Source organism: Streptomyces sp. SN-593, assembly GCF_016756395.1.
Lineage (GTDB): Bacteria > Actinomycetota > Actinomycetes > Streptomycetales > Streptomycetaceae > Actinacidiphila > Actinacidiphila reveromycinica.
Map to the genome: position 1 here is coordinate 2,981,491 of NZ_AP018365.1, position 13,026 is coordinate 2,994,516.

Annotated in this window: 13 protein-coding genes; 9 read left to right on the top strand and 4 right to left on the bottom strand. The window is 73.8% G+C overall.

What is annotated here, in order from left to right; all coding sequences use genetic code 11:
• Positions 1-64: 64 nt before the first annotated feature.
• Complete coding sequence (locus RVR_RS12295) at positions 65-616, top strand: TetR/AcrR family transcriptional regulator (protein WP_202233890.1); 552 nt, start codon at positions 65-67, stop codon at positions 614-616.
• A 22-nt stretch (positions 617-638) separates the two neighbouring features.
• Here RVR_RS12295 and RVR_RS12300 read toward each other — a convergent pair whose 3' ends face one another.
• Together RVR_RS12300 and RVR_RS12305 are read right to left on the bottom strand one after the other, a co-directional pair.
• Positions 639-1,343 (bottom strand): RDD family protein, encoded by a 705-nt coding sequence (locus tag RVR_RS12300; RefSeq protein WP_202233891.1) that lies wholly within the window; start codon positions 1,341-1,343, stop codon positions 639-641.
• A gap of 113 nt (positions 1,344-1,456) precedes the next feature.
• Positions 1,457-2,707, bottom strand: coding sequence for an RDD family protein (locus RVR_RS12305; RefSeq protein ID WP_202233892.1), 1,251 nt, complete (start codon positions 2,705-2,707; stop codon positions 1,457-1,459).
• A gap of 281 nt (positions 2,708-2,988) precedes the next feature.
• On the opposite strand from RVR_RS12305, the gene RVR_RS12310 reads away from it, so the two are divergent.
• Complete coding sequence (locus RVR_RS12310; protein ID WP_202233893.1) at positions 2,989-3,468, top strand: SsgA family sporulation/cell division regulator; 480 nt, start codon at positions 2,989-2,991, stop codon at positions 3,466-3,468.
• Positions 3,469-3,489: 21 nt separating this feature from the next.
• Here RVR_RS12310 and RVR_RS12315 read toward each other — a convergent pair whose 3' ends face one another.
• Together RVR_RS12315 and hppD are read right to left on the bottom strand one after the other, a co-directional pair.
• On the bottom strand, positions 3,490-4,860 hold the full coding sequence (locus RVR_RS12315) for an FAD-binding oxidoreductase (RefSeq protein ID WP_202233894.1): 1,371 nt from the start codon (positions 4,858-4,860) through the stop codon (positions 3,490-3,492).
• A gap of 79 nt (positions 4,861-4,939) precedes the next feature.
• Positions 4,940-6,064, bottom strand: a complete 1,125-nt coding sequence (hppD, locus tag RVR_RS12320; protein WP_202233895.1) for a 4-hydroxyphenylpyruvate dioxygenase — start codon at positions 6,062-6,064, stop codon at positions 4,940-4,942.
• 124 nt (positions 6,065-6,188) lie between these two features.
• On the opposite strand from hppD, the gene RVR_RS12325 reads away from it, so the two are divergent.
• The 7 genes from RVR_RS12325 to RVR_RS12355 all read left to right on the top strand — a co-directional run bounded on the left by RVR_RS12325 (position 6,189) and on the right by RVR_RS12355 (position 12,968).
• Positions 6,189-6,659, top strand: coding sequence for an Lrp/AsnC family transcriptional regulator (locus tag RVR_RS12325; RefSeq protein WP_202233896.1), 471 nt, complete (start codon positions 6,189-6,191; stop codon positions 6,657-6,659).
• 40 nt (positions 6,660-6,699) lie between these two features.
• Positions 6,700-7,347, top strand: coding sequence for an ABC transporter permease (locus RVR_RS12330; protein WP_202233897.1), 648 nt, complete (start codon positions 6,700-6,702; stop codon positions 7,345-7,347).
• Positions 7,348-7,546: 199 nt separating this feature from the next.
• Entirely contained in the window at positions 7,547-8,755 is a 1,209-nt protein-coding gene (locus RVR_RS12335; RefSeq protein ID WP_202238560.1) for a betaine/proline/choline family ABC transporter ATP-binding protein, read from the top strand.
• Positions 8,752-9,681: an ABC transporter permease gene (locus RVR_RS12340; protein ID WP_237404699.1), complete on the top strand. Its 930-nt coding sequence runs from the start codon at positions 8,752-8,754 to the stop codon at positions 9,679-9,681. Before RVR_RS12335 ends, RVR_RS12340 begins: the two co-directional genes overlap by 4 nt.
• 65 nt (positions 9,682-9,746) lie before the next feature.
• Positions 9,747-10,709, top strand: coding sequence for a glycine betaine ABC transporter substrate-binding protein (locus RVR_RS12345; RefSeq protein WP_202238562.1), 963 nt, complete (start codon positions 9,747-9,749; stop codon positions 10,707-10,709).
• An 89-nt stretch (positions 10,710-10,798) separates the two neighbouring features.
• Complete coding sequence (locus RVR_RS12350; protein WP_430393128.1) at positions 10,799-11,443, top strand: ArsR/SmtB family transcription factor; 645 nt, start codon at positions 10,799-10,801, stop codon at positions 11,441-11,443.
• Positions 11,444-11,570: 127 nt separating this feature from the next.
• Complete coding sequence (locus tag RVR_RS12355; protein WP_237404700.1) at positions 11,571-12,968, top strand: MFS transporter; 1,398 nt, start codon at positions 11,571-11,573, stop codon at positions 12,966-12,968.
• The last annotated feature ends 58 nt before the right edge of the window (positions 12,969-13,026 follow it).

Sequence of the window (13,026 nt, forward strand, 5' to 3'; positions counted from 1 at the left end):
GGGAACGCTAGCGGAGAACTCTCCGTTTCGCAATCGGACGACCGCCCGCTCACCAGGAGGACCCGTGGCCGACGCCGCGCAGCAGCGTTCCGACGCGCTGAAGAACCGGGAGGCGATCCTCCAGGTCGCCCACGAGGCGCTCGCCGAGTCCCCCGCCGCCTCGCTCAACTCGATCGCCAAGCGCGCCGGGGTCGGCGCCGGCACCCTCTACCGGCACTTCCCCACCCGCGAGGCGCTGGTCCTGGAGGTCCACCGGCACGACGTGGACCGCCTCGTCGCGTCCGTACCGGGCACCCTCGCCGCCCACGCCCCCCTCGACGCGCTGCGGACCTGGTTCACCACCCTCGCCGCCTACGTGCGGATCAAGCACGGCCTCGGCGAGGCCCTGCACTCCGCCGCCGCGCAGGAGGTCGTCAGCGCGTCCTGGCCCCCCGTCACCGCGGCCGTCGGCAGGCTCCTCGACGCGTGCGAGCAGGCCGGGGAGGTGCGCCCCGGCATCGACCCGGTGGACGTCATCATGCTTCTGAGCTGCCTGTGGCGGACGCCCGACACCCCCGACGGAGCGGCGCAGGCCGACCGTCTGCTGGAACTGGCGATCAACGGCTTCCGCCCGTAGGCACTCCGCGCCCCCGGGCGGGTCAGGTGGTCGTCTGGACCACCACGGTCTTGGCGGCCTTGTCGTGGATGCCCTGCTTGTAGGGGCGGTCGACGAGGACCGTGACGCCGATGACGAGGAACCACACGCAGGAGCAGCAGAAGGCCGGCACCCACAGGACGGCCGCCCGGATCGCGGCGGCGTTGGAGGTGGGCACGCTGCCGTTGTCGAGCATGGCGGCGCGCAGCCGCATCATCCGCTTCCCCACCGTCTGCCCGGTGGCACGGGTCATCAGGAACTCGTAGACGAACCCGATGCCGGCCGTGAAGATCCCGCCGACCGCGGAGCGGCCCGCCGTGAAGTGGTCGTCCTGGACCCCGACCGAGGCCCAGTCCAGCAGGAACGACGGGATCAGCACGATGACGATGTCGATCACCCGCGCCAGCACCCGCTTGCCGGCCTCGGCGAGCGGCGGCATCCCCGCCAGCGGGTCCGGCGCGCCCGGCCCACCGCCGTACGGGTCCTGGCCGTACGGGTTCTGCTCGTACGGGTTCCGGCCGAAGCCGCCTTGGCCGCCCTGGCCGCCGGGGGGCGGCGGCGGAGCGCCGTACGGGCCTCCCCCGTACGGGCCTCCCCCGGAGGGTCCGCCACCGGAGGGACCGCCGGGCGGCGGCTGGTCGGGCGGGGGCTGCTGCCCGCCTGACGGTTTGTCGTACGGTGAGCCGCCGCCGGGCTGATCGCTACTCATGTCCCGAGTCAAACCCGCGCGTGCGGCCCCCGCCCGCGGGCCGCAGCCGATCGGAGTACGGTGCCGGGGCTCCGCAGGCGGCCCGCGGCCGCCCGCGCGCGGGGAACCCGCGCCTACCCGCGCGCGACGAACGTACGGGCCGCCTTGTCGTGCCAGCACTGCTTCCACGGCCGGTCGAACAGGCACCAGGCCACCCCGACCACGCCGACCGCCAGCAGGTTCAGCAGCGTGCGCAGCAGCCAGCGGCGCGCGCTCGGGCCGAAACCGGGCGGGAGCTGCGCCTCGATGTCCAGCACCCGCAGGCCGACCAGCCGCTTGCCGAGGGTGCGGCCCCACTTGGCGGTCGGCAGCACCTCCAGCAGCACCCCGGCCACCAGGAACGTGGCCAGCACCGCGCCGAGTTGGACCCCGGTGGTGCCGTCGATCAGCCAGACCCTGACCGTCTGCCCGGTCAGCCGGGCCTGGTCCACCTTGTCCTTGGCGTGGTGGTAGGCCGCGCTGCCCAGCGGCACCGCGGCGAGCGCGGTCACCGCGCCGAGCACCACCGCGTCCACCAGCCGGGCCAGGAACCGGCGGACCAGCCCGCCGGGCCGGTCGTGGCCCTGCGAGACCCCGAACGGGTCACTGGCCGGCTGCCGCCACGGCACGACCCCGCCCTCGCCCCGGGCCAGATCCTGCACCTGCGCCGCCCACGGCGCGGACGCCTGAGCGGCGGGCTCGGGCCCGGGCGCCGCGACCGGCACCAGGGGCGACGGCTGCGGCGCGGGCCGCGCCGGCTGCGGGACGCGGTCGGCGGCCGGGACGGGGCCGGGCGCCGGGACGGGGCCGGGCGCCGGGACGGGGCCGGGGGCCGGGACGGGAGACGGCGGCGCGGGGGCCGGTGCGGGCTGCGGTGCCTGCGGGGCGGGGCGGGCCGCGGTCGGGTCCGGGGCGCCCCAGGAGATCGGGGGCAGCCGCGGTTCCGGCTGTGCCTGCGGCGCGGGCCAGGAGGGCGCCGGGCCCTGGGCGAGGTGGGCCCGCGGATCGGGCACCGGCCGCTGCTGCTCGGGGGCCGCCACCGGCGCCTGACCGGTCTCGGTCCACCGCTCGGCGGTGGGCGCGGCCGGGTCCTCGTCGAGGAACATCGGGCCGGACTCGTCGAGCGCGGGCGTGGCGGGCGCGGCCTGCGCGGCGGCGGGTCCGGCGTCCACCGGCGCGGGGCGGCTGGTGCCGGGCACCCACGAGGAGCCGTTCCAGTAACGGATGTAGTGCGGGATCGACGGGTCCGGGTAGTAGCCGGGTACGGGAGCGCCGGACCCACCCGGGGTCGCGGACGGCTGGGGGGATGCCGACGAACCCGAGGAGCCAGAGGTGGGTGCGCTCATGGTCACAGTTCCGTATCTGCTCGGCCGCGGGGTGGTGTGACGTCCACATCTACCAGAATGACCGACCCGGCGTGCCCGCCGTGCCGCGCACCCCGCTCTCCGACGTCTCGTTGACATGTCATTACCCCGATGCGCCGCCGGGTGCGCCGGGTTCGGGAAATCTGAAGCAAATCCGGGAAACCCGCGTAATGGTTGGAGAGGCACGCGCTCTCTTCCAGGTGCAGGCCCCGTCGCGACACCAGCCCCCGGGGCCACCGCGCCAAGGAAAGGACGTCGGACTCATGCAGAACGTGGTGGAACGTGAACTGGAGATGCAGCTCGTCCTCTCACCGGAACGAAGCATTCCGGTACCCGCACGGCTCACCTACCGCACGGACGATCCGTATGCGGTGCACGTCACCTTCCACATCGGCTCCGACGCGCCCGTCAACTGGACGTTCGCGCGCGAGCTGATCGTGGAGGGGGTGTTCCGGCCGTGCGGTCACGGCGACGTGCGGATCTGGCCGACCAAGGTGAACGGGCGGTCCGTGCTGTGCCTGGCGCTCAGCTCGCCGGACGGCGACGCGCTGCTGGAGGCGCCGTCCTCGCCGGTGGCCGCCTGGCTGGAGCGCACCCTGCGGGTGGTGCCGCCGGGCAGCGAGCACGAACAGCTCGGCATGGACGACGGGTTGAGCCGGCTGCTCGCCCCCGCCGCGGGGGACGAGCTGTGGCTGCGCGACCCGTGGTCGGACTCCGACGACACCCCGGACGCCAGTGCGTGACGGGGGCGGGGCCGGGTGTCCTCAGAGCATCTTGCCGGGGTTCAGCAGTCCGAGCGGGTCGAAGACGGCCTTCACACCGCGCTGCAACTCCACCCCGAGCGGGCCCAGTTCACGGGCCAGCCAGTCCTTCTTCAGCAGGCCCACGCCGTGCTCGCCGGTGATGGTGCCGCCGAGCGCCAGGCCCAGGGCCATGATCTCGTCGAACGACTCGCGGGCCCGGCGGGTCTCGTCGGGGTCCTGCGCGTCGAAGCAGACGATGGGGTGGGTGTTGCCGTCGCCGGCGTGCGCGCACACCCCGATGGTCAGGTCGAACCTCTCGGCGATCGCGGCCACGCCGTCCAGCATGTCGGCGAGCTTCCCGCGCGGCACGCACACGTCGTCGATCATCGACGCGGTGGAGACCTTCTCCAGCGCGGGCAGGGCCAGCCGGCGGGCCTGGAGCAGCATCTCCGACTCGGCGGGGTCCTCGGCCGGCACCACCTCCGTGGCGCCCGCCGCCGTGCACAGCTCGGCGAGCGCGGCGAGGTCCGCGGCCGGGTCGGCCGAGTCGTACCCGGCCAGCAGGAGCGCCGCGGTGCTCTCCGGGAGGCCCATCCGCGCCATGGCGTTGACCGCGCGCAGCGTGGTGGCGTCCATCAGCTCCAGCAGCGAGGGGGTGTGGCCGCTCTCCATCACCGCGCACACCGCGGCGCCGGCCGCCGCGGCCGAGGGGAACTCCGCGACCAGGGTGAGCTGGGGGCGCGGGGCCGGCCGCAGCGCGAGCACCGCCCGGACCACGACGCCGAGGGTGCCCTCGGAGCCGACGAACAGCCGGGTCAGGTCGTAGCCGGCGACGCCCTTCGCGGTCCGCCGGCCGGTGCTCAGCAGCCGCCCGTCGGCGAGCACCACGTCGAGGCCGAGGACGTACTCGGCGGTCACGCCGTACTTCACGCAGCACAGGCCGCCGGCGCCGGTGCCGATGTTGCCGCCGATCGTGCACTGCTCCCAGCTCGACGGGTCCGGCGGGTAGGACAGGCCCTGCTCCGCGACCGCGCGGGAGAGCACCGCGTTGACGACGCCGGGCTCGACCACGGCGACCCGCTCGACCGGGTCGATCTCCAGGATGCGGTCCATCGCGGCCAGCGAGAGCACGATGCAGCCGTCCACGGCGTTGGCGCCACCGGACAGGCCGGTCCTGGCACCCTGCGGCACGACCGGGACGCGGAACCGCGTGGCCGTCCGCATCACGTGCTGGACCTCTTCCACGCTGGTGGGACGCACCACCAGAGCCGCGGTGCCCGCGTCCGAGAAGCCCGCCATGTCGTGGGCGTAGGACGCCACGACGTCCGGGTCGGTCACCAACGCCTCCGGCGGCAGGACCGCCGCCAGTTCGGCTCTCACGTCATCGTGCATGCCGCACAGCGTGTCACACGGCTTCCCGGATGGGGAGGGCCGTCCCGGCAGGGAACGCGGCCCTCCGCCGTCACGCGTCCTAGAGGTTGCCGCGGCGCTCCTGCTCGCGCTCGATCGCCTCGAAGAGCGCCTTGAAGTTGCCCTTGCCGAAGCCCATGGAGCCGTGCCGCTCGATCATCTCGAAGAAGACGGTCGGCCGGTCCTGGACCGGCTTGGTGAAGATCTGCAGCAGGTACCCGTCCTCGTCGCGGTCCGCCAGCAGCTTCAGCTCGCGCAGCTCGTCGAGGGGGACGCGGGTCTCGCCCACCCACTCCCCGAGGGTGTCGTAGTAGGAGTCGGGGGTGTCGAGGAACTCGACGCCGGCCGCCCGCATCGCGCGGACGGACGCCACGATGTCGTTGGTGGCCAGCGCGATGTGCTGGACGCCCGGTCCGCCGTAGAACTCCAGGTACTCGTCGATCTGGGACTTCTTCTTGCCCGCGGCCGGCTCGTTGAGCGGGAACTTCACCTTGCGGGAGCCGTCGGCGACCACCTTGGACATGAGCGCGGAGTACTCGGTGGCGATGTCGTCGCCGATGAACTCCTTCATGTTGGTGAAGCCCATGACGTCGTTGTAGAAGGACACCCACTCGTTCATCCGGCCGAGTTCGACGTTGCCGACGCAGTGGTCGACGGCCTGGAAGAAGCGCCGCGCGGGCGGCTCGACCAGCGGGGCGGCCGCTTCGTACCCCGGCAGGTAGGGGCCGTCGTAGCCGGTGCGGTCGACCAGGGTGTGCCGGGTCCGGCCGTAGGTGGCGATGGACGCGAGGACGACGGTGCCGTGGTCGTCCTTGAGCTCGTGGGGCTCGGCGAGGCCGGTGGCGCCGTGCGCGACCGCGTAGGCGTACGCGGCGCGGGCGTCGGGCACCTCGATGGCGAGGTCGATCACGCCGTCGCCGTGCTCGGCGACGTGCTCGGCGAGGAAGCGGCCGTGGTCGGTGGACGGCTTGATCACCGAGGTGAAGACGAACCGCGCGCCGCCCGACTCCAGGACGTACGACGCGGTCTCGCGGCTGCCGTTCTCGGGGCCGGCGTATGCCACCCGGCGCATGCCGAACGCGGTGGAGTAGTAGTGCGCGGCCTGCTTCGCGTTGCCCACCGCGAAGACGACGGCGTCCATGCCCTTGACGGGGAAAGCATCCGGGGTCCCAGTGAGTGCAGTCATGGGAAAAGCGTCCCGCCGCCCTTCAGAGTGCGCAATAGTTCCGGTTTCTGCTGGACAGGGTGTCCAGCACTGGCCAGGATCGTCCTGTCAATCTGTGCAGTATGACCATGGAAGGCGGGCGGGGATGGGCATCGACGCGCTGGACGGGCGGCTGATCACGCTGCTGGACGAGGAGCCGCGGATCGGCGTGCTGGAGGCGTCGCGGCGGCTGGGGGTGGCCCGCGGCACCGTGCAGGCCAGGCTCGACCGGCTGCGGGCCAACGGAGTGATCCGGGGCTTCGGGCCGCAGGTGGACCCCGCGGCGCTCGGCTACCCGGTGACCGCGTTCGCCACCCTGGAGATCCGCCAGGGACAAGGCACCGACGTGCGGGCGCACTTGGCCGGCGTGCCGGAGGTGCTGGAGCTGCACACCACGACCGGGGAGGGCGACATGCTCTGCCGGCTGGTGGCCCGGTCGAACGCCGATCTCCAACGGGTGATCGATCGGGTTGTCGGCTTTGATGGCATCGTCCGGGCGGCCACGGCGATCGTCATGGAGAACCCGGTGCCGCTGCGGATCATCCCGCTGGTGGAGCAGGCCGCGCGGGACGCCTGACGGACCGCGCGGGAGGCGAGGCGAGGCGAGGAGGCCGGCGGTGAACCTCTGGCAGTTCCTGTCCAACCGGCACCAGCAGCTCCTCGTGGACGCCTACCAGCACGCCAGCGCGGTCTTCCAGTGCATGGTGGTCGCCACCGTCATCGGCGTGCTGATCGGGGTGCTCACCTACCACACCGAGTGGGCCGGCAACCTCGCGGTCACCACGACCGCGGCGATCCTCACCGTCCCCTCCCTGGCGCTGATCGGCCTGCTCATCCCGATCCTCGGGCTGGGTGTGCCGCCGACGGTCACCGCCCTGGTGCTCTACGGGCTGCTGCCGATCGTGCGCAACTCGATCGTGGGGCTGCGCGGGGTGGACGCGTCGCTGGTGGAGGCCGCCCGCGGCATCGGCATGTCGCGGCTGGCCCGGCTGGTGCGGGTGGAACTGCCGCTGGCCTGGCCGCCGATCCTCACCGGCATCCGCGTCTCCACCCAGATGCTGATGGGCATCGCCGCGATCGCCGCCTACGCCTCGGGCCCCGGGTTGGGCAACGAGATCTTCACCGGGATCGCGTCGCTGGGCAGCGCCAACGCGCTCAACGAGGTGCTGGCCGGCACGCTCGGCATCATCGTGCTGGCGCTCGCCTTCGACGCGGTCTACGTCCTGATCGGCCGGCTGACCATCCCGAGGGGGATTCGTGGCTGAAGCAGCGGAACCGGCGGGAGCGGTGGGCGCCGGCACGCCCGGCGGCAGCACGGCGCAGGGCGCCGGGCCGGCGCCGGGCGGCGGCGGACCGGGCGGAGGGAGCGAGCCGAGCGGCGGTGGGCCGGGCGGAGGGAGCGAGCCGGGCGGCGGACGGGCCGCGGGACGGACCGGGGGCGACGGGCGGGCGGCGGGGGCCGCGATCGTCCTGGAGAACCTGACCAAGCGTTACCCGGGCTCCCCGCGGCCCGCGGTGGAGAGCGTCAGCATGGAGATCGGCGCCGGCGAGACGGTGATCCTGGTCGGGCCGTCCGGGTGCGGCAAGTCCACCACGCTGAAGATGATCAACCGGCTGATCGAGCCGTCGTCGGGGCGGATCAGGATCGGCGACGAGGACGTCACCGGCATCGACCCGGTGAAGCTGCGCCGCAAGGTCGGCTACGCGATCCAGTCCTCGGGGCTCTTCCCGCACATGACGGTCGCCGAGAACATCGCGCTGGTCCCGAAGATGGTCGGCTGGGGCAGGAGCCGGGTCCGGGACCGGGTGGAGGAGATGCTCGACCTGGTCGGCCTGGACCCGCGGGAGTTCCACGGCCGCTACCCGCGGCAGCTCTCCGGCGGCCAGCAGCAGCGGGTGGGAGTGGCCCGGGCGCTGGCCGCCGACCCGCCGGTGCTGCTGATGGACGAGCCGTTCGGCGCGGTGGACCCGATCACCCGCGACCACCTCCAGGACGAGCTGATCCGGCTCCAGCACGAACTGCACAAGACGATCGTCTTCGTCACCCACGACTTCGACGAGGCGATCAAACTGGGCGACCGGATCGCGGTGCTGCGCGAACGCTCGCACATCGCGCAGTTCGACACCCCCGAGGCGATCCTCACCAATCCGGCCGACGAGTTCGTCTCCGGCTTCGTGGGCGCGGGCGCGGCGCTCAAGCGGCTGAACCTGACCCGGGTCCGGGACGTGGAGATCGCCGACTTCGCGGCGGTGACGGTGGACGAGCCGCTCCAGTCCGTCTTCGACCGGCTGCGCGCCGGCCAGCACAACGAGTTGCTGCTGCTGGACCACCGCCGGCGGCCGTACAAGTGGCTGCGGCGCGGCGACCTGATGCGGGCGCGGGGCTCGCTGGCCCGGGCCGGCACCCTGGTGACGCACACCGTGACCCGGGACGCGACGCTGCGGGACGCGCTGGAGGCGGTGCTCACCGACAGCGGCGGCCGGGTCGCGGTGACCGGGCGGCGCGGCGAGTTCATCGGCGTGGTGGACATGGAGACGCTGATGAACTCGGTGCACGAGATGCTGGAGGCGGACCGGCTGACCGCGCTGGAGCACCGGCACGACCTGGACGAGGCCAAGGCGCGGCAGGAGGGCGGGCCGGGCGGCGCCGGGGGCGAGGGGGCGCCGTCGTGACCGGGGTACGGGACGGCGGGCGGGAGGGGTACGGCGGCGCCGGCGACGGGTCGAGCCGCTGGGACGCGTCGGGCCCGGCCACCGGGCTCGCGCCGCGGGACGACGGCACCGGCGAGGGCCTCCCCGGCGAGGGCGGCCCGGGGGGCGACGGGGACGGCGGGCACGGGGTGCGGCCGCGCCGCCGGGCCCGCAAGGTGACCTGGCAGAAGCTGGTGTTCACCCCGGCCGTGCTGGTGGTCGCCCTGGTCGCCACCTACCTGTGGATCACGAACATCCACCTGGACGCCATCGAGCACAACTCGCTCGACAACGGCAACGTGCGGTTGCGGCTGTGGCAGCACGTCCGGCTCACCGCGATCTCCACCTTCTGGGTGCTGCTGATCGCGATCCCGCTGGGCATCGCGCTGACCCGGCGGCGGCTGCGGCCGATCGCGCCGGCGTTCACCGCGCTGGCCAACGTCGGGCAGGCCACCCCGGCGATCGGGCTGCTGGCGCTGCTGGTGATCTGGCTGGGCATCGGGGCGCGCACGGCGATCATCGGCATCGTCGCCTACGCGGTGCTGCCGGTGCTGTCGAACACGATCGCCGGGCTGCGGGCGATCGACCCGACGATGGTCGAGGCCGCGCGGGGCATCGGGATGTCGGCGCGCGGGGTGCTGACCCGGGTCGAGCTGCCGCTGGCGGTGCCGCTGATCCTGGCCGGGGTGCGCACCGCGCTGGTGCTCAACGTGGGCACCGCGACGCTGGCCACCTTCGGGGGAGGCGGCGGGCTCGGCGACCTGATCACCTCGGGGATCGTCAACCAGCGCATGCCGGTGCTGATCCTCGGCTCGATCCTGACGGTGGTGCTGGCGCTGTTCGTGGACTGGCTCGCCGCGATCGCGGAGGCGCTGCTGCGGCCGCGCGGGCTGGAGGAGGAGGCGTGAGGCGGGCCGGGGACGGGCGGCGGCGCGGCGACCGTACGGCGCCGGGGCGGCGCACGGGGACGGCGCTGCGCGCGGCCGTCGGCGCGCTGGCCGCGCTCGCGGTGTTCTCCTCCTGCGGGCTGACCAGCGGCAGCCCGCTGGTGGACGACGTGCAGCCGGGCAGCCTCGGGCGCGGCAAGCCGCTCGACGGGGCCTCGCTCACCGTCACGTCCAAGAACTTCAGCGAGAACATCATCCTGGGCGAGATGATCGGCCTGGTCTTCAAGGCCGCCGGCGCCTCGGTGCTGGACCGCACCAACATCACCGGGTCGATCGGCGCCCGCGAGGCGGTCAAGTCCGGCCAGGCGGACGCGATGTACGAGTACACCGGCACCGCGTGGATCACCTACCTCGGGCACACCACCCCGGTCGCCGACCCGCACGCGCAGTGGCGGGCGGTGGCCGACGAGGACCGGGGGAACGGCCTGACCTGGCTGGCCCCCTCCACCCTCGACAACACCTACTCGCTGGCGATCAGCGCGAAGAACGACGCGAAGTACCACCTGCGGACGCTCTCCGACGTGGCCGCGCTGGCCCGGCGGAATCCCCGGGCGGTCACGCTCTGCGTGGAGAACGAGTTCGCCTCCCGGCAGGACGGACTGGTGGGCATGGAGAAGGCGTACGGCATGAAGCTGCCCTCGGGGAACATCCAGAAGATGGACGCCGGGATCATCTACACCCAGATCAACAAGAGCAACTCCTGCCTGCTGGGCGAGGTGTACACCACCGACGGCCGGATCCGGTCGATGAACCTGACGGTGATGAAGGACGACCGGAACTTCTTCCCCAACTACAACGCGGCGCCGGTGATCTACTCCAAGGTCTTCCGCGAGTACCCGGTGATCGCGAAGCTGCTCGACCCGGTCAGCGCGAAGCTCACCACCGCGGTCGCGCAGCGGCTCAACGCGAAGGTGGACGTGGACGGCCAGGACCCGCACGACGTGGCGAAGGACTGGCTGGTCGAGCAGGGCTTCATCAAGGAGGGCTGACCGAGGGCCGGGCCGGACCGGACACGCATGCAAAGGCTCTTTGCAAAAAAGCGTTGCAAAGGTTCTTTGCGTTCCTCTACGGTGACGGGGTGCCCGAGAACCCCGCGGACGGCGTCCGCCACCCCGACCACCCGACCGAGGTCCGCGTCATGGACCCGCGCGCCCTGCGCGCCCTCGCCCATCCGCTGCGCACCCGGATCATGGCCGCGCTGCGGGAGTACGGCCCCGCCACCGCCTCCGGGCTCGGCGAGCGGCTCGGCGAGTCCAGCGGCGCCACCAGCTACCACCTGCGCCAGCTCGCCGCGCACGGCTTCGTGGCGGACGACCCGGAGCGCGGCACCGGCCGCGAGCGGTGGTGGAAGGCGGTGCACCGCGGCACCCGCTTCGACAGCGCCCAGGAGTTCCTGGGGCACGCCGACCCCGAAGTGCGCGGCGCGATGCGCTCGTTCATGCACCAGATGGCGGTGGAGCACGCGGAGCAGCTCACCACCTGGCTCGGCACCACGGACGAGTGGCCCGAGCCCTGGCGGGAGTCGGGGAACATGAGCAGCTTCACGCTGCGGCTGACCCCGGAACTCGCCGCGGAACTGGGCCGCCGGGTGGAGGAGCTGATCGAGTCCTACCGCGACCGGCTGCCCGAGCCGCCCCCGGACGAGCACCCGCGCAGTCCCGCCGCCGACGGCTCGGCGAGCGTCCGCCTCCACTTCCACGCCTTCCCGCGCCGCGTCGACTGACCACGCCGCCCGGGCGCCGGCCGGCACCACCCGGGCGCCACCGCGATGCCCACCGCGCCGTACGGCGCCACCGCACCGCCCACCGCACGACTCCGCACCGCTCATCACCCGCACGGGGGGACCCGCCATGAGTTCATCAGCCATGCCCGCTTCCGGACCGGGCCGCGCCGGCGGCATACCCGCCGGCCCCCGGGACCGCCGCCCGCTCGCCCTGCTGCTCACCGCCAACGTCGTGTCCATCGCGGGCAACATGCTCACGCTGGTCGCCGTCCCGTGGTTCGTGCTCGCCACCACCGGCAGCCCGGCCCGCGCCGGGCTGGTCGCCTTCGCCTCCACCGTGCCGGTGGTGCTGGCGGCGCTGCTCGGCGGCCCGCTCATCGACCGGCTCGGCTACACCGTGACGAGCGTCGTCTCCGACGGGGTGTGCGCGCTGGCGACGGTCGCCGTGCCCGTCCTGCACGCGACCGGGCACCTGACGTACGGACTGCTGCTGGTCCTGGTCGCCGTCAGCGGGCTGTTCCACTCCCCCGGCGAGACCGCCCGCGAGGTGCTGATGCCGCGGCTGGCCGAGCGGGCGGGCACCACGGTCGCGCGGGCGTCCAGCGGCTACGAGGGCGCCTCGCGCGGCGCGCGGATGCTCGGCGCGCCGCTCGCGGGCGTCCTGATCGCCGGGATCGGCGCGGCCGACGTGCTGGTGCTGGACGCCGCCACCTTCGCGGTCTCCGCGCTGCTGATCGGCGCGGGGGTGCACGGGCGGACCGGCGGCGGCGCGTCCGCCCCGGTGGCGGGGTCGAGGAAGGCGTCCGGGAGCGGCGGCGGTGCCGGGAGCGGCGGGGAGCGCGCGGGCCGGCGGGGTGCGGCACTGTCGGCGTACCGGGCCGAACTCGCCGAGGGGTACCGCTACCTGCTGCGCGCCCGGCTGCTGTTCGCGGTGGTGGCGATGGTGATGGTGACCAACGCGCTGGACCAGGCGTGGTCGGCGGTGCTGCTGCCGGTGGACGCGCGCGAGCACCTGGGCGGGTCGGTGGGCGTCGGGCTGGTCTCCGGGGTCTTCGCCGCCGCCGCGCTCGCCGGGTCGCTGCTCTTCGGGGTGGTCGGGCACCGCTTCCCGCAACGGACCCTGTACATCGGCGGGTTCCTCGTCTGCGGGTTCCCGCGCACCGCGGTGGCCGCGTTCCTGCCCGGGCTGGCCCCGCTGCTGGTGGCCTGCGCGGTGTGCGGACTGGGCGCGGGCGTCCTCAACCCGATCATCGGCACCGAGATGGTGCGACTCGTCCCGGAGCGGCTGCGCAGCCGGGTGTTCGGCGCGGTGACCTCAGGCGTCCTGGTCGCGGTGCCGCTGGGCGGCCTGCTCGGCGGGTACGTCGTGCAGTACGCCGGCCTGCGGACCGGGATGGTGACGGTCAGCGCGATCTACCTGCTGGCCACGCTGAGCCCGCTGGTCCTGCCGGCGTTCCGGGAGTGGGACACGGCCGGCGGGACGGCCGCGGAGGCGGCCCGGGAGCCGGTCGGCGCCGAGGGGTGACGCCGACGGCGCCGCCGCGGTGCGACACCGCCCTGCCGGCCGCCGGGCCGCCCCGTAC